Raw genomic sequence first — 15,522 nt, 5'->3', positions numbered from 1 at the left:
GAGGCCCCATGTTCCGCCTGACCCAATACATGCACCAGCTTCGCAGCCCCACGCCGCCGCGCCCGCGTCGCGGCCCGGTCAAGCCGGTGGTGATCTGGAACCTCACGCGCAGCTGCAACCTGAAATGCCGCCATTGCTATACGGTCTCGGCCGACCGTCCATTTCCGGGCGAATTGACCCATGACCAGGCCATGGCGGTGCTGCGCGACCTGTCGGATTTCCGCATCCCGGCCCTGATCCTGTCGGGCGGCGAGCCGCTGTCGCGCTTCGATTTCTGGGATCTGGCGGCCGAGGCCCGGCGGCTGGATTTTCGCCACCTGTCGCTGTCCACCAACGGCACCAGGATCAATGCCGAAAACGTGGACCGGCTGGCCGATCTGGGATTTGACTATGTGGGCATCTCGCTGGACGGGATCGGCGCGGTCAACGACTGGTTCCGCGGGGTCGATGGGGCGTATCAGCAGGCGCTGGACGGGGTGCGCGCCTGCAAGTCGCGCGGCGTCAAGGTGGGCCTGCGCTTTACCATCACGCGCGACAATGCCCATCACCTGCCCGCCATGCTGGATCTGTGCCGGGACGAGGGCGTGGACAAGTTCTACCTGTCGCATCTGGTCTATGCCGGGCGCGGCGACAAGCACCGGGCCGAGGATACCGCCCATGATCATACCCGCCGCGCGATGGATCTGCTGATCGCTCGCGCCTGGGCGGCGGTCGAGGCGGGGGAACCCTTCGAGGTCGTCACCGGCAATAACGATGCCGACGCGGTCTATTTCATGCGTTGGGCCGAGGCACGTTTCGCCCCCGAAGCCCTCGCCAATCTGCGCGCGCATCTGCAGGCATGGGGCGGCAATTCCTCGGGGCTGGGGGTCGGCAATATCGACCCGCAGGGCAGGGTGCATCCCGATACCTACTGGTCGGATTACACCGTCGGATCGGTCAAGGAACGCCCGTTTTCCGAGCTTTGGACCGGGGATGACGCGATCCTTGCCACGCTGCGAACCCGCCCGCGTCCGCTCAAGGGGCGCTGCGGGGCTTGTGCCTATCAATCGGTCTGCGGCGGCAATACCCGCATCCGCGCCCTGCAACTGACCGGGGATCCGTGGGCCGAGGACCCGGCCTGTTACCTCAGCGCGCGGGAAATCGGGGTCGAGGACGCCGATCTGGACCGCCTTGCCGTCACGCCTTTCCGGGGAAAAAGCCATGATCCGGCGCATCGTTTCCTGTAGCCTGCTGGCGCTGCTGCCGATGGCAGCGATGGCCGATCCGGCGGCGGATTACGCGGATTATTGCGCGTCCTGCCATGGCGAGGACCGGCTGGGTGGCACCGGCCCGGCGCTGATCCCGGAAACACTGGGCCGGGTCAGGGATGTCGACCGGATCATCGCCGAGGGCCGAGTCTCGACCCAGATGGCGGGCTTCGCGGGCGATCTGTCGCCCGAACGGATCGCTGCGCTCGTGGGGTATCTCAAGACCCCGCTGGCCACACTTCCCGATTGGGGCGCCGACCAGATCACCGCCAGCCGCAGCATGAATCCCGATTACCGCCCCGCCGATGCGCCGGTTTTCAGCGGCGACCCGATGAATATCACGTTGGTGGTGGAAACCGGCGATCACCACGTCAGCGTTCTGGACGGCGATACGTTCCAGGTGCTGGATCGTTTCGCCACCCCCTTCGCGGTCCATGGCGGGCCGAAATTCAGCCCCGACGGGCGTTTCGTCTATATCATGTCGCGCGACGGCTGGGTGCAGAAATACGATATCTGGTCGCTGTCCGAGGTCGGCCGGACCCGCGCCGCGCTGAACAGCCGCAATATCGCGATCAGCCCGGACGGGAAATGGCTGGCCGTGGCCAATTACCTGCCCGCCAGCCTGACCATTCTGGACAGCCGCGATCTGTCCCCGGTCAAGATGATCGAGGTCATCGCCCGCGACAAGACCCCCAGCCGCGTCAGCGCCGTCTATCAGGCGCCCGCCCGCGACAGCTTCATTCTGGCGCTGAAGGACGCTCCGGAAATATGGGAGATCGCAACCGACCCCGAGGCGGGACCCTTCTATGACGGTTTTGTCCACAATTACCAAAGCGGCGCCGAAGAGGCTCTGGGCGCTGAAAAGGGCCTTTTTGCCCGCCGCCGAATCGTAATTGACGAGCCGGTAGATGATTTCTTCTTTTCGCCCGATTATCGCGAACTGATCGGCGCCAACCGGAACGGCGACAAGGGCGTGGTGGTCAATCTGGATGTCGGCCGCATCATCGCGGAACTGCCGCTGCCGGGCCTGCCGCATCTTGGTTCGGGCATCACCTGGGAACGGGACGGCCGCCGCGTCATGGCCACCCCGCATCTGGGCGAAGGGGTGCTGTCGGTCATCGACATGCAGGACTGGTCGCTGGTCGGGCAGATCGAAACCCCCGGGCCGGGATTCTTCCTGCGCAGCCATGCCAACAGCCCCTATCTCTGGGCGGATGTGTTCTTCGGTCCCAACAAGGACCAGATGCTGGTGATCGACAAGCAAAGCCTGCAGATCGTCAAGGCGCTGAAACCCTTTCCGGGCCAGACCTTCGCCCATGCCGAATTCACCCGCGACGGCAGCCATGTGCTTGTGTCATTGTGGGAGGACGAGGGCGCCGTCGTGGTCTATGACGCCAAAACGCTGCAAGAGGTGAAGCGCCTGCCGATGCGCAAACCCTCGGGGAAATACAATGTCTGGAACAAGATCACCTTCGAAGACGGAACCAGCCACTGAGGGCTGGCCGGTCTGGAAACTGGCGCTGCTCTTCTATCCTTTCGCGGCGGCGGCGGTCTGGATCAACCTGTTCATGCTGTCGCTGCTCGCCAGCTGGCTGGGCTTCGCCGTCTGGTCGCCCTATCGCGCGGCGGCGTTCGCCGTCGTCCTCGGCATCCCCGCGACCTGGGCGGCGGGCAGATGGATCAGGGGCCTGATGGATCAGGCCGCCCCTCCGGATCGCAGCTAGCGGCCCTTTCTTCTTCATCCAAATATCCCGGGGGTCCGGGGGCAGCGCCCCCGGCGCGGGGGTCTTCCAACGCGCCATCCCGGCCAAATCGTCTGGCTCCTCTTCCCCGGCACATTTCCGACTGGACCGCCAGCGCGCACAGCCCTATTCACGAGCCCATGTCAGACGATCCGAACATCCCCGATCCCAACGCGGATCAGACCAGTTCCGAACCCCTCTCGCGCGCCATTGGCGAGCGCTACCTGACCTATGCGCTCTCGACCATCATGCACCGGGCGCTGCCCGATGCGCGCGATGGCCTCAAGCCCGTGCACCGGCGCATCCTTTACGCGATGCGCGAGTTGCGGCTGTCTCCGACCGGGGCGTTTCGCAAATCGGCCAAGATCACCGGCGATGTGATGGGCAATTACCACCCCCATGGCGATGCCGCGATCTATGACGCGATGGCGCGGCTCGCGCAGCCCTTCGCCATGCGCTATCCGCTGGTGGACGGACAGGGGAATTTCGGCAATATCGACGGCGACAACCCCGCCGCCAGCCGCTATACCGAGGCCCGCCTGACTGCCGCCGCCGAGGCCCTGATGGAGGGGCTGACCGAAAACGCGGTCGATTTCCGCCCCAATTACGACGGCACGCTCGAGGAGCCCGTCGTGCTGCCGGCGGCCTTCCCGAACCTTTTGTGCAACGGCGCCAGCGGCATCGCGGTCGGCATGGCCACAAACATCCCGCCCCATAACCTGCACGAAGTCATCGACGCCTGCCTGCATCTGATCAAGGCCCCCGATGCGCGCGACGACACGCTGGTCTCCATCATTCCCGGCCCCGATTTTCCGACCGGCGGCGTGCTGGTCGAGGATCGCGAAACCATTGCCGAGGCCTATCGCACCGGCCGCGGCAGCCTGCGCCTGCGCGCGAAATGGGAACGCGAGGATCTGGGCCGCGGCAATTACCAGATCGTGGTCACGGAAATCCCCTATCAGGTTCAGAAATCCAAGCTGATCGAGCGTCTGGCCGAGCTGATCCAGACCAAGAAGATCCCGATCCTGGCCGATGTGCGCGACGAATCGACCGAGGATGTGCGCATCGTTCTGGAACCCCGCGCCCGCACCGTCGATGCCGACCAGTTGATGGCGGCGCTGTTCCGGGTCTCGGACCTGGAAATCCGCTTCGGGCTGAACATGAACGTGCTGATCGACGGCCGCGTGCCCAAGGTGTGCAGCCTGAAAGAGGTGCTGCGCGCCTTTCTCGATCACCGGCGCGAGGTGCTGGTGCGGCGCTCGAACCACCGGCTGGACAAGATCGCCGCCCGGCTCGAGGTGCTCGAGGGCTATATGATCGCCTTCCTGAACCTGGACCGGGTGATCGAGATCATCCGCTATGAGGACGATCCGAAATCGGTGATGATGGCCGAATTCAAGCTGTCCGAGGTGCAGGTCGAGGCGATCCTGAACATGCGCCTGCGCGCCCTGCGCAAGCTTGAGGAAATGGAACTGCGCACCGAGCATGAGAACCTGACCCGCGAACGCGAGGCTCTGGCCGCCATGCTGGCCGATGATGGCGCGCAATGGTCGCGCATTGCCGAGGAACTGCGCGAGACGCGCGGCAAGTTCGGCAAATCCGCCCCCGGCGGGTTGCGCCGGACCGAGATCGGCGAGGCCGGCGATCTGGCCGAGATCGACATGGACGCGATGATCGAGCGCGAGCCGATCACCGTCATCCTTTCGCAAATGGGCTGGATCCGCGCCATGAAGGGCCATCAGCCGCTGGATGCCGAACTGAAATTCAAGGATGGCGACGGGCCTTTCCTGGCCATGCATGCCGAAACCACCGACAAGCTGATGGTGTTCGGCGCCAATGGCCGCTTTTACACCCTGCCCGCCAACACCCTGCCCGGCGGGCGCGGCATGGGCGAGCCCTTGCGCCTGATGATCGACCTGCCCAACGATGCCGCCGTGATCGACCTGTTTCCCTGGCGCGAGGGCGGGCGCTATCTGGTCGCCTCAAGGGCCGGGGACGGGTTCATCGTCGGGGCCGGCGACATTCAGGCCCAGACCCGCGCCGGCAAGCAGGTGCTCAATGGCGACGCGCTGCTCTGCCGCGCGGTCAGCGGCGATCATCTGGTGACCGTGGGCGAAAACCGCAAGATGCTGGTCTTCCCGCTGACGGAACTGCCCGAGATGGGGCGCGGCAAGGGCGTGCGCCTGCAGAAATTCAAGGATGGCGGGTTGTCTGATGCGGCCTGCATCACCCTGGCCGAGGGGCTGCGCTGGCAGGAATCGGGCGGCCGTACGCGGCACGAGCCAGACCTGTCCGCCTGGCTTGGCAAGCGGGCAGGGGCCGGCTACATGGCGCCGCGCGGTTTCCCGCGCGACAACAGGTTCAACTGAACGGATTGCCGTAAGCGATGCGCAAGGGCGGCCACGGGGCCGCCCTCAGCCATTCAGCCTCAGGCGTTGGCGTCGGGTGCCCGGATCACCGGCTTCTCGGTCGAGGTCGAGGCCGATACGTCATGCGGCTGGCCCTTGACGCATTCGGCTGCTGCCGGAAGGGCGGCCACGGACAGCAAAAGTGCCGCAACGGCGGCGATGGTCCTGGTCATGTCGTCGTGCTCCTTGTCATGCGTGGCGCGGTGGACGGAGACGAGATTGCGCCCGCCCAGATCGCGCGGCTTCGCATGCACAGGCTGGCACGAGGGGCTGATTCGATCAATGCCGCAGCGCCGGGACCACGCCGGATTGTGATCGAGAGCGCCCGGCGTGGGCCCTTGGCCCGGATCGCGGCCGCTTTCGGTGCCGCTTACGGCCTGTTTCCGATGCGCCGCGGTCCCGGCCCGGGACCGCGGCGCCGCATCACAGGTTCACGAAATTGATAACGTCGCGGGTAAAGGGCACGTCGCTGTGGATGGTGAATCTGACGAGAGTTTCCAGCTGATTGTCAGTGTCGGCAAAGCGAAGCCTGACCGTGGTCGTATAACCGCCTTCGCCCTCGGGCGGTTCGACCTGTTCGAACTCGATTTCCGGTGTTTCGGGCTCGCTGCTGCCTTCGGCTGCCTGGAGCCGGATCGTCAAAACATCCTCATCGGGGTTGAAATCGGTAATCCGTGCCAGCCCGGTCTCGACGGTAGAGGTCCATCCGTCAGGGAGATTCGGGACGCTGTCGTCCATCTCGGCGGTCAGGGTGAAGTCGTCACTGCCTTCGCCGCCCGAAACGCGGACACCGCCATGATCGCCGTAGATCCAGTCCTCTTCGGTGGCGGCGGTCACGCTGATCGTATCGTCGCCGGCACCGCCATCGACGATCGCGGTGGTATCGACTGATTCCGGGTCGGAATACTCGATGACATCGTCGCCATCGCCGCCATAGAGCTGATTGGAATCAATGCCTGCGAGGTAATCGTCGCCGGCCTCTCCGTTCAGGACATTACCCAATCGGGTGCTTGTCAGCGTGTCGTTGCCAGCACCACCATTGACGGTCAACCCTTCCTGGTCGAGCGTCGCGATATCGTTTCCGTCCGTGCCGGTCAGGGTGGTGTCGCCGCCCTCTTCGTAAACCAGCTCTTCGCCGTTGCGGGACTCATTGTCGTCATCGTCGTCCGACAGGATGGTCCCCATCATCGCCAGGCCAAAGCCGGCAAGCACAATCCAGGAAATCACGACTTTCTCCCATGTTTTGACAGCAAGCTATGGGGATTTGCAGGCGTGCCAAAGCCAATTTCCGGTCGTGGTGCGGAAAAATGTACCAGCTTGATGCGTGCGGGTCACAGGCCGGGGCCATGGCCTGTGATCCCGCTGTCAGCGCCGGCGGATCAGTTTCTTTCCGGTGATCATCGGCTTGACCAGGTTCTCGTGCTTCCAGAAGCGATAGAACAGGATCACGGCGACATGGATCAGCACCAGCAGCAGGATCAGCGTCGAGCCAAGACCGTGCCAGCCCACCGCCTTGGAGCGGGTGGCGCTGCTCACATACGAGGCCAGCGGCCCGACATTGATATAGTCGTCGGGGTCCGAGATCAGCCCGGTTGTGATCTGCGCCGCCAGCGCCGCCAGCATGGCGATGACCGACAGCGCGCCCAGCGGATTATGGCCCGGCCAATAGCTGGGCTGGCGCAGGAACATGCCGCGCATATAGCCGGCGATGGCGCCGGGGCCGCGAATGAAATGGCTGAACCGGGCCGGCGGCGGCCCGACAAAGCCCCAGACCAGCCGAAAGATCAGCAGCCCGGCCACGACATAGCCGCTCCAGAAATGCAGCGTCATCTGGTCGGGGCCGAACTTGCCCAGAAGCCAGCTGGTGACCACGAACAGGACCAGCAGCCAGTGGAAGGCGCGCAGCAGCGGATCCCACAGCCGCACCTCGTCGATGGCGCCCATCTGCTTGACGGGGCCGTCGCTCATCAGCCTTTCTCGCGATAGTCGTCGTGGCAGGCCTTGCACGCCCCGCCCAGCTTTCCGACCACCGGGCCGACATTGCCGGCGCCGCCCGTCACGGCCGTGCTCGCGCCGGCGGCGGCTTCGCGCAGCCCGTCGAACTTGGCGCGGAAATCATCCATGTCTTCCCAGATATCGGGCAGGGCGGCGGTGCCGTCGACCTCGCCCGAGGCGCTGCCCTCAAGGAACAGGCTGGGCAGGTCATAGCCGGCCAGCGCCTCGATATTGGCGGCGGCCAGGCTGGCGCCGGTTTCGTCATATTCAATATCGCCCTTGGCCATGCCGGCCAGCGTGCCCATGTTGATCGCCAGCATCTTGTAAAATCCCTGACGGGCCTCGATCGTGTTCCTGATCGGATCGTCCTGGGCAATGGCGGCAAGCGGTATCGTAGCCAGAGCGGCGGCAGTCAGAATAAGGCGCATGTCGTCGTTCCTCTCATGTGGCGCAGAGCTGCAATCACGGATCGCGCGCCTGCAAAGCTTGCACAGATCATCCGCTCTGCCAACGCGCAAAAAATGCCAATATCGTGAAATGCATGACGTCTTGACGACAGGGCGCGGGAAATCGCCGGTATGCGCCGGCCGCGGCGGCGCCCGGGTTATCCGCGTTCCAGCAGGTAGATATCCATGATCCAGCCATGCGCCGCGCGGGCGCTGGCTCGGGCGGCGACGATCTCGGGGCCGGTCGCGGCCAGCGGACCATGGCGCAGGATCTGTTCCGGCATCGCCAGGAACGCGCCCCACCAGATGGTGACGCCCTGCGGATCGAGGGCCTGGAAAGAGCTATCGCCGTCCAGCATGACCACGATGCGATCCGCTCCGGGCGGCCAGCCGTGATCGCGCAATTGCCGGCCGGTGGTGATCAGCACCGGGGCGGCGATGGCGTTCAGCGGTATGGCATGGGCGGCGCATAGCGCCTGGATCGCGGTGATGCCGGGGATCACGCGCAGGCGCAGCGGCAGGCGCGCGCTCAGGCGCCGGGCAATGCGCAGGCTGCTGTCGTAAAGCGAGGGGTCGCCCCAGACCAGCAGCGCGACCCGGCCCGAGAGGCCGGGCAGATGGGCGCGGATCGTTGCCTCCCAGCTGTCGGCGATGGCATCGTGCCAGCGATCCACGCCATGCCGGTAATCGGTGTCCCGCGCGTCGCGGCGCGGCAGGTCGAATTCGGCGATGCGGGCCTGCGGCCCGGCATGGGCGGCGCAGATGTTTCGGCGCAGCCCGGCCAGATCGCTTTTGTCGGCGCCTTTCAGCGGAATCAGGATCAGGTCCGCAGCGGCGATTTCAGCCGTGGCCTGCAGGGTCAGGTGATCGGGACTGCCGGTCCCGATTCCGATCAGGATCAGTTCCACCATTCGGCTGTCGGGGAATGCGCGGGCAAACCTTGCCCGCGCGCTGTCCGGTCAGGTGAACAGCCGGGGCGTCACCAGCCCGCTGTCACGCAGCCCGCGCAGCGATTTCGCGCCCGCCAGCACCGCCAGATCGACCAGCGGCTCGATCAGCACGACCATCATATAGGCCGCGCCGAAAGTGGCGATGCCGCCGATCCCGGCCAGCCCCTGACCATAGATCGCCCAGAAGGCCACCCAGGCCACAACCCCGCCCTGATAGGCGGTCGACAGCGCCAGCGCCTGGCCATAGCTCAGATCGACATAAGCCGTGCCCGGCGCGATGATCCGCCGCGCCAGCGCCTGCAGCGCGAACAGTGGCACCAGCAGCGTGGTCACGTTCATGCCGTATTGCGGCAGGTCGAAGGGGGCGAAGAACAGCCCCTGAACCAGCAGCCCAAGCGCCAGCCCGATGGCGGCGGGCGCGGCGCCAAAGATCAGGAACAGGGTCGAGCCCAGGATGAAATGCACCTCGGAGACGCCGACCGGGAAATGCGGCAGCACCTCGAAGAAGCTGAAGCCGAGCGCGGCGGCCAGCGTGCTGCGCCCGACCAGCGAGCCAAGGCCGCGTTCGCGCAGCCCGGCCCATGCCTGTTTCATGGTGAAAAGCCCCGCCCCTGCGGCGGTGGCATAGCTGAGCGCGATCTTTGCGCCCTGAACGATTCCGGGTTCGATATGCATATCGGTCTCCTTTAGCCGTCACACCCGACGGCGATGGGTTGCGTTGCTGACGGCCGGTCTCCTGGCTTGCGGGTCGGGGCGTGCCTCGGGCCTTCCCGGGCGCGAGCGCCCAGTGGCATGAGATAAGGCACGCTCGCCGCATACAGTCGCGGGGGCGGCTGGGGCTTTGGGCGAACCCTTCCCCATTCCCGATTAAGCCCGACGCATGGCGTCTTGGCGGGCACCGATCAGGCGTTCAGCTAAAGGCCATCACGGCGCGCGGGTCAAGCCGCTCATCGGCGATTCCGCGATCATGTGGAAAAAGCTGCCGCTGACATGGCCGCCCCCCGGCATGGCGCGATGCGAGCCGGTCTCGGCTACCTCGGCGCCATTCGCGTCGGTCACGCGGGCCAGCGGCGCGTCGGGCTGGGACAGGATGGTGGCATAGTGAAATTCATGCCCGGTCAGCGGCTGGCCGTAGGCGCCGGCGATCGGGGCCAGCGGCGCGGCCAGGCGATAGCCCAGATGCATGCGGCGTTTGGCATAGCTGGTTTCCAGCCCCAGAAGGCCGGCCATGCGGTGGCGCGTGCCATCGGCATCGACCAGCCCCGCGCCAAGCGCCATATAGCCGCCGCATTCGCCATGGACGGGCCGGGTTTCGGCAAAGCGCGACAGCCCGTCGCGGAAATGCGTGGCGGCGGCCAATCGTCCGGCGTGAAGCTCGGGGTAGCCGCCGGGCAGCCAGCAGGCGCCGGCGCTGTCATCGGGCGCCTGATCGGCCAGGGGCGAAAACGGCACGATCGTCGCCCCGGCTGCGCGCCAGCCGGCGATCAGATGTGGATAGATAAAGGAAAACGCGTCGTCCTGCGCCAGCGCGATCCGTTCGGCGGGGGGCGGCAACGGTCGGAACGGCCCGGCCTCGACGCCTTGCCCTGCGGCCGCCGCGACGATCGCATCCAGATCCAGATAGCGCGTCGCGGCCTGCCCCGCCTGCGCCAGCAGCGCGGCAAGCGTGGCATGTTCGCGCGCCTGGACAAGGCCCAGATGCCGCTCGGGCAGTTCGATCGCGGCCTCGCGCGGCAGGACGCCCAGCACCCTGATCCCCAAAGGGTCCAGCGCGTGGCGCATCAATGCCTCGTGCCGGGCCGAGGCCACGCGGTTCAGGACCACCCCCGCCAGATGCACATCCGCGCGCATCTGGCGAAACCCCAGTGCGACGGCGGCGGCGGATTGCGCCTGTCCCTTGCAGTCCATGACCAGCAGCACGGGCCAGCCGGTCAGCGCGGCGATATCGGCGCTGGCACCATTGCCGCAGCCGCCCTGATGCGCCACCCCGTCGAACAGCCCCATCGAGCCCTCGGCCAGCGCGATATCCGCGTCCCGACCCGCCGCCAGAAGATGCGCGATCTGCGCGCCGGTCATGGCCCAGCTGTCCAGATTGAAGGATTCGCGCCCGGCGGCCGCGCGGTGAAAGGCGGGGTCGATATAATCCGGCCCGCTTTTATAGGGCTGCACCGCCAGCCCGCGCGCGCGCAGGGCCGCGATCAGGCCCAGCGTGACGGTGGTCTTACCGCTGCCCGAGGCCGGGGCGCTGATCACAAGCCCCTTCATTCCGGAAACCGGGGATCGGTGCCGACCGGACGAAAGCGGCGGTCGTAATCGCCGGCATAAAGGCGGCTTTCGTCGAAATCGTCTGCCGCCAATGCCCGGCCCACCAGAATCAGGGCGGTCCTCTGGCCCGCGCCGATTGCGGGATCCAGCGCGCCCAGCGTCGTGCGGATCACCCGCTGGTCGGGCCAGCTGGCGCGGAAGACCAGCGCGACGGGGCAATCGGCGCCGTAATGGGGGATCAGTTCGGCCTGAACGCGGTCCAGCACATGCACCGACAGATGGATGGCCAGCGTCGCGCCGGTGGCGCCGAATGCGGCCAGCGTCTCGCCCTCGGGCATGGCCGAGGCCCGGCCCGAGGTCCGCGTCAGCACCACCGATTGCGCCACGCCCGGCAGGGTCAGTTCCGCCCCCAGAACGGCGGCGGCGGCGGCGAAGGACGGCACGCCCGGCGTCACGTCATAGGGGATGTCCAGCGCGCGCAGGCGGCGCAACTGTTCGCCCATGGCCGACCAGACCGACAGATCGCCCGAATGCAGCCGCGCGACATCCTGGCCGGCGGCATGGGCGCGGGCGATCTCGGCGATGATCTGGTCCAGATCCATCGGCGCGGTATTCACGATATGCGCGCCGGGCGGGCAATGTTCCAGCACCGCCTGCGGCACAAGGCTGCCGGCGTAAAGGCAGACCGGGCAGGCGGCGATCAGGTCGCGGCCGCGCAGGGTGATCAGATCGGCCGCGCCGGGGCCGGCGCCGATGAAATGGACGGTCATGGGGGCTCTCCTTCGGCGATGGCGGCGGTGGCCATGCCGTCCTGGGACGTGACCCGGGCGGTCACAATGCGCGCGCCGGGGGCAAGGGCGGCCAAGGCGGCGGCCTCGGCCAGCGAGCCGGTACCGCAGAGGGCGCGGATGCGCGGCGATTGGCTGGGTGTGGCGATGCCCGCGACCTCGACCGCGATCAGCGGCAGGCCGGTTTCGCGGGCCAGATCGCGGATGGCGGGGCTTTGTGCCTTGTCGCTGCGCGTCGCCAGCGCATCCGCCGTGCCCGCGCGGCTTAGCGCATCGCGCAGGGATGCAAGTCGCGCTGCCCGCCGGAAGCCGATGCCCGCAACCCTCATGGCCAGCTCCATTGCGTGACCGGGCGGGCAGGGGTCCAGCCGCGCGACCGGCCCAGGGGCGCGGCCTCCTCGACCGACAGGCGGATCAGCCGGCCGCCGCGTTCGGCATGCAGGCGGGTCAGCAGCGTTTCGGTTTCCAGCGTGACGGCATTGACGACCAGTCGGGCCGCGGGCAGCGCCGCGATCGGGGCCGCATCCGCACCGCCGCCGATAAAGATCGCATCGGGTACGGGCAGGCCGGCCAGCGCATCGGGGGCCGTGCCGTGCAGCGCCTGCATCCGCCCCTCCAGCCCGAAACCGGCGATATTGGCGCGGATATTGGCGATGCGGTCGGCGCGCGGCTCGATGCAGATGGCGCGGCCGCCATTCAGGCACCACTCGACGCTGACCGAACCCGAGCCGCCGCCGATATCCCAAAGCATTTCGCCCGGACGGGGGGCGAGCGCGGCCAGTGTCACCGCGCGGATGGCACGCTTGGTGATCTGGCCGTCATGGGCAAAGCTGTCATCGGGCAGGCCGAAGCCGCGCGGCAAGCCGCTGCCCGGGGGCAGGTGATCCCCGTCCAGCGCCACGGCGACCGGCGCCTGAATATCGGTCAGGCCAAAGCCAAGGGCCGTGGTAACGCGGATACGCTCGTGCGGGCCGCCCAGCCGTTCCAGCACCGTCAGGCGCATTGCGCCCATGCCCTGCGCCGCCAGCCATTCGGCCAGCGCGGGCAGCGCCGCGCCGTCGCGCAGGGTGGCCAGCACCCGGCAGCCGCGCGCCAGATGCGGGCGCAGCCGGGCCAGGGGCGCGGCATGCAGCCCGATACAGGCGGTTTCCTCAAGCCGCCAGCCCAGCCTTGCGGCGGCCAGCGTGAACAGGCCCGGCGCGGGCAGGGCGCGCCATTCTCCGGGCGCAAGTGCTGCGGCCAGCGTGCCGCCCGCCCCGAACCAGAACGGATCGCCCGAAACCAGCGCCGCGACGCGCCGCCCGCGCAGGGCCAGCAGCGGCGCGATATCGAAGGGGACCGGCCATGCGCGCGCGCTGGTCTGTCCGGTCAGTTCCGCCAGTTCCAGATGCCGGGGCGCGCCGAACACGATTTCCGCCCGCGCCAGCGCCTGACGGCTTGCAGCGGGCAGGCCCGCCAGTCCATCTTCGCCCAAACCGATGATGGTCAGCCAGGGATCAGACATGACGCGCATCCTCTTGCTTGGCGGCACGTCCGAGGCGCGGGCCATGGCGCAGGCGCTGGCCGGGGCGGGGATGGATGCGATCTATTCCTATGCCGGGCGGGTGCAGGCGCTGGCCCGCCAGCCGCTGCCGATGCGGGTCGGCGGTTTCGGCGGCGTGGACGGTCTGGCCGCATATCTGCGGGCCGAGCGGATCACCCATCTGATCGACGCGACCCATCCCTTTGCCGCGCTGATCAGCCGCAACGCCCTTGTCGCGGCCCAGCGGGCGCGGGTGCCGCTGATCGTGCTGGAGCGCCCGCCATGGGCCGCCCGCCCCGAGGACCGCTGGACCCATGTGCCGGATTTCGCCGCCGCGGCCGAGGCCCTGCCCGGCGACGGCTCCGGCGTGTTCCTGGCCATCGGGCGCCAGCATCTGGCCCCGTTCCTGTCCCGTCATCACCGCTGGCTGCTGCGCTTTGCCGAGATCGCGAGCCATCCGCTGCGCGATGCCACGCTGATCGTGTCGCGCGGCCCGTTCACCGTGGCCGGCGACAAGGCGCTGATGCAGCGCCACGATATCGGCTGGCTGGTGACCAAGAATTCCGGCGGTCGCGGCGCCGCGGCCAAGCTGACCGCCGCGCGCGAACTGGGCCTGCCGATCATCGTCATCGACCGCCCCGCGCTGCCCGCGCGCCGCATCGTGGGAACCGTGGCCGAGGTGATGGGCTGGCTTCATGGCGCGGATCGGGGCGTATAGACCCAGCGTCCGACCCGCCGGGTGGTGCTGCTGCCCAGAATGACCATGCTGCGCATGTCGGCCATCTCGGGCGTGGCCTCGGCCAGGGTCAGGGTGCGCAGGCATTCGTCCGGGGTGCTGATCGCGCGGGCGAAGGAAATCAGCCGGTCGGGGCCGCATTCCTCGCGCAGGATCTCCAGCGCACGGCCGAATCCCCCGGGCCGGGATTTCGAGCGTGGGTTATAAAAGGCCATGGCGAAATCGGCCTGCGCGGCCAGCCGCAACCGGCGCTCGATCAGCGCCCATGGCTTCAGGTTATCCGACAGGTTGATGGCGCAGAAATCATGGCCCAGAGGCGCGCCCAGCCGGGCGGCGGCGGCCAGCATGGCGGTGATGCCGGGCAGGATGCGGATCTCGAATGCGGGATCGGGCTGCCCCTCCAGCGCCTCGAACAGGGCCGAGGCCATGGCGAAGACCCCCGGATCGCCGGATGAGACCACGACCACCCGCCGCCCCTGTGCCGCAAGGTTCAGTGCGCCGCGCGCGCGATAGAGTTCCTGCCGGTTGTCCGAGCGGTGCAGTTCAAGCCCCTCGCGTGGCGGGATGCGCGCGACATAGGGGATATAGCCCAGCACATCGGTCGCCTGATCCAATGCCGCCCGGACCTGCGGCGTCACCAGATCGTCGGCCCCCGGCCCGATGCCCGCGACGGTCAGCCAGCCGGTCATTCCGCCGCATCCGCCAGCGGGCGGCGGCCGTTGCCATGGACCAGCACGGTCGCGAAATAGGGGCAGGCGGCCAGATCGGCCTGGGCCAGCGGCATGATGCGCTGGTTGGGCATGGTGCCGCGCTCGACCAGCCAGGCGTCGCTCATGCGGCCGGCGGCGGCGATGGCGCGGGCGATCTTGGGCAGGTTGCGGCCGGTCTTCATCACCACCACCGCGTCCGAGGCGCGGATATGGCGGGTCAGGTCGCCCTCGGGCAGGGTGCCCATCAGCACGCACATGGCATCGTCGCCCCATGTCATCGGCTGGCCGACGACGTTCCAGCAGCCGGTCATGCCGGGGATGCCGGGGATGATTTCAACCACAGCCAGCCCCTGCAGCCGGGCATGCAGATGCATGAAGGAGCCGTAAAACAAGGGGTCACCCTCGCACAGCACGACGATATCGCCGGCCTCGGCCAAAGCGGCCAGCCGCGCGGTCCAGTCGTCATAGAATGCCGACAGCAGGCGGTTATATTCCGGGCTGTCAAAGGGGATCTCGGTCGTGACCGGATATTCCATCGCATGTTCGGCGACATCGGGGCGCAGCATATGGGCGACGATGCGGCGGGCCTGCCCCTCGCGCCCCTTCTTGCGGAAATAGGCGATCTGGCGCGCGCCGCGGATGGCGCGGTCGGCGCGGACGGACATCAGGTCGGGGTCGCCGGGGCCAAGGCCCGCGCAGATGATCTTGCCCAT

At 67.6% G+C, this 15,522-nt stretch carries 17 protein-coding genes and 1 riboswitch; of the genes, 5 read left to right on the top strand and 12 right to left on the bottom strand.

Going from position 1 to position 15,522, the window contains the following annotated elements:
• Positions 1-8: 8 nt before the first annotated feature.
• The 4 genes from nirJ to parC all read left to right on the top strand — a co-directional run bounded on the left by nirJ (position 9) and on the right by parC (position 5,358).
• Entirely contained in the window at positions 9-1,226 is a 1,218-nt protein-coding gene (nirJ, locus tag IT41_RS06335; RefSeq protein WP_036739540.1) for a heme d1 biosynthesis radical SAM protein NirJ, read from the top strand.
• Positions 1,201-2,742 (top strand): nitrite reductase, encoded by a 1,542-nt coding sequence (locus tag IT41_RS06330; RefSeq protein WP_036739538.1) that lies wholly within the window; start codon positions 1,201-1,203, stop codon positions 2,740-2,742. Before nirJ ends, IT41_RS06330 begins: the two co-directional genes overlap by 26 nt.
• The gene (locus IT41_RS06325) at positions 2,699-2,971 is read left to right on the top strand and encodes a hypothetical protein (protein WP_036739536.1); all 273 of its coding nucleotides are present in this window, start codon (positions 2,699-2,701) and stop codon (positions 2,969-2,971) included. Before IT41_RS06330 ends, IT41_RS06325 begins: the two co-directional genes overlap by 44 nt.
• A 158-nt stretch (positions 2,972-3,129) precedes the next feature.
• A complete protein-coding gene (gene parC, locus IT41_RS06320; protein ID WP_036739535.1) occupies positions 3,130-5,358 on the top strand; it encodes a DNA topoisomerase IV subunit A in 2,229 nt (742 codons plus the stop codon).
• Between the two features lie 59 nt (positions 5,359-5,417).
• On the opposite strand, the gene IT41_RS06315 is transcribed toward parC, so the two are convergent.
• The 10 genes from IT41_RS06315 to cbiE all read right to left on the bottom strand — a co-directional run bounded on the left by IT41_RS06315 (position 5,418) and on the right by cbiE (position 13,345).
• On the bottom strand, positions 5,418-5,570 hold the full coding sequence (locus IT41_RS06315) for a hypothetical protein (protein ID WP_156116954.1): 153 nt from the start codon (positions 5,568-5,570) through the stop codon (positions 5,418-5,420).
• Between the two features lie 250 nt (positions 5,571-5,820).
• On the bottom strand, positions 5,821-6,624 hold the full coding sequence (locus IT41_RS06310; RefSeq protein ID WP_036739532.1) for a calcium-binding protein: 804 nt from the start codon (positions 6,622-6,624) through the stop codon (positions 5,821-5,823).
• Between the two features lie 138 nt (positions 6,625-6,762).
• Positions 6,763-7,365 carry a cytochrome b/b6 domain-containing protein gene (locus IT41_RS06305; RefSeq protein WP_052081301.1) on the bottom strand — a complete coding sequence of 201 codons (603 nt, stop codon included), beginning with the start codon at positions 7,363-7,365 and terminating at the stop codon, positions 6,763-6,765.
• Positions 7,365-7,820 carry a c-type cytochrome gene (locus IT41_RS06300; RefSeq protein ID WP_036739531.1) on the bottom strand — a complete coding sequence of 152 codons (456 nt, stop codon included), beginning with the start codon at positions 7,818-7,820 and terminating at the stop codon, positions 7,365-7,367. The genes IT41_RS06305 and IT41_RS06300 overlap by 1 nt, the downstream gene beginning before the upstream one ends.
• Positions 7,821-7,996: 176 nt before the next feature.
• A complete protein-coding gene (gene cobF, locus IT41_RS06295) occupies positions 7,997-8,749 on the bottom strand; it encodes a precorrin-6A synthase (deacetylating) (protein ID WP_036739530.1) in 753 nt (250 codons plus the stop codon).
• A gap of 48 nt (positions 8,750-8,797) precedes the next feature.
• The gene (locus IT41_RS06290) at positions 8,798-9,463 is read right to left on the bottom strand and encodes an energy-coupling factor ABC transporter permease (protein WP_036739529.1); all 666 of its coding nucleotides are present in this window, start codon (positions 9,461-9,463) and stop codon (positions 8,798-8,800) included.
• A 34-nt stretch (positions 9,464-9,497) separates the two neighbouring features.
• Positions 9,498-9,707, bottom strand: a riboswitch (cobalamin riboswitch).
• Between the two features lie 5 nt (positions 9,708-9,712).
• Positions 9,713-11,053 carry a cobyrinate a,c-diamide synthase gene (locus IT41_RS06285; protein WP_036739528.1) on the bottom strand — a complete coding sequence of 447 codons (1,341 nt, stop codon included), beginning with the start codon at positions 11,051-11,053 and terminating at the stop codon, positions 9,713-9,715.
• On the bottom strand, positions 11,050-11,823 hold the full coding sequence (gene cobM, locus IT41_RS06280) for a precorrin-4 C(11)-methyltransferase (RefSeq protein ID WP_036739527.1): 774 nt from the start codon (positions 11,821-11,823) through the stop codon (positions 11,050-11,052). Before cobM ends, IT41_RS06285 begins: the two co-directional genes overlap by 4 nt.
• Positions 11,820-12,170 (bottom strand): cobalamin biosynthesis protein, encoded by a 351-nt coding sequence (locus tag IT41_RS06275; RefSeq protein ID WP_036739525.1) that lies wholly within the window; start codon positions 12,168-12,170, stop codon positions 11,820-11,822. Before IT41_RS06275 ends, cobM begins: the two co-directional genes overlap by 4 nt.
• The gene (gene cbiE, locus IT41_RS06270; protein WP_036739681.1) at positions 12,167-13,345 is read right to left on the bottom strand and encodes a precorrin-6y C5,15-methyltransferase (decarboxylating) subunit CbiE; all 1,179 of its coding nucleotides are present in this window, start codon (positions 13,343-13,345) and stop codon (positions 12,167-12,169) included. Before cbiE ends, IT41_RS06275 begins: the two co-directional genes overlap by 4 nt.
• Here cbiE and IT41_RS06265 point away from each other — a divergent pair.
• Positions 13,344-14,081, top strand: coding sequence for a cobalt-precorrin-6A reductase (locus IT41_RS06265; RefSeq protein ID WP_052081300.1), 738 nt, complete (start codon positions 13,344-13,346; stop codon positions 14,079-14,081). The genes cbiE and IT41_RS06265 overlap by 2 nt on opposite strands.
• On the opposite strand, the gene cobJ is transcribed toward IT41_RS06265, so the two are convergent.
• Complete coding sequence (gene cobJ / locus IT41_RS06260) at positions 14,057-14,788, bottom strand: precorrin-3B C(17)-methyltransferase (protein ID WP_036739523.1); 732 nt, start codon at positions 14,786-14,788, stop codon at positions 14,057-14,059. The two genes, IT41_RS06265 and cobJ, sit on opposite strands and share 25 nt — an antisense overlap.
• Positions 14,785-15,522, bottom strand: coding sequence for a precorrin-2 C(20)-methyltransferase (gene cobI / locus IT41_RS06255; RefSeq protein ID WP_036739521.1), 738 nt, complete (start codon positions 15,520-15,522; stop codon positions 14,785-14,787). The genes cobJ and cobI overlap by 4 nt, the downstream gene beginning before the upstream one ends.

Origin of the sequence: Paracoccus halophilus (genome assembly GCF_000763905.1) — a bacterium.
Classification (GTDB): Bacteria; Pseudomonadota; Alphaproteobacteria; order Rhodobacterales; family Rhodobacteraceae; genus Paracoccus; species Paracoccus halophilus.
The sequence above is the reverse complement of the archived record's forward strand: the minus strand, read 5'-3'. Positions and strand labels throughout refer to the sequence as shown.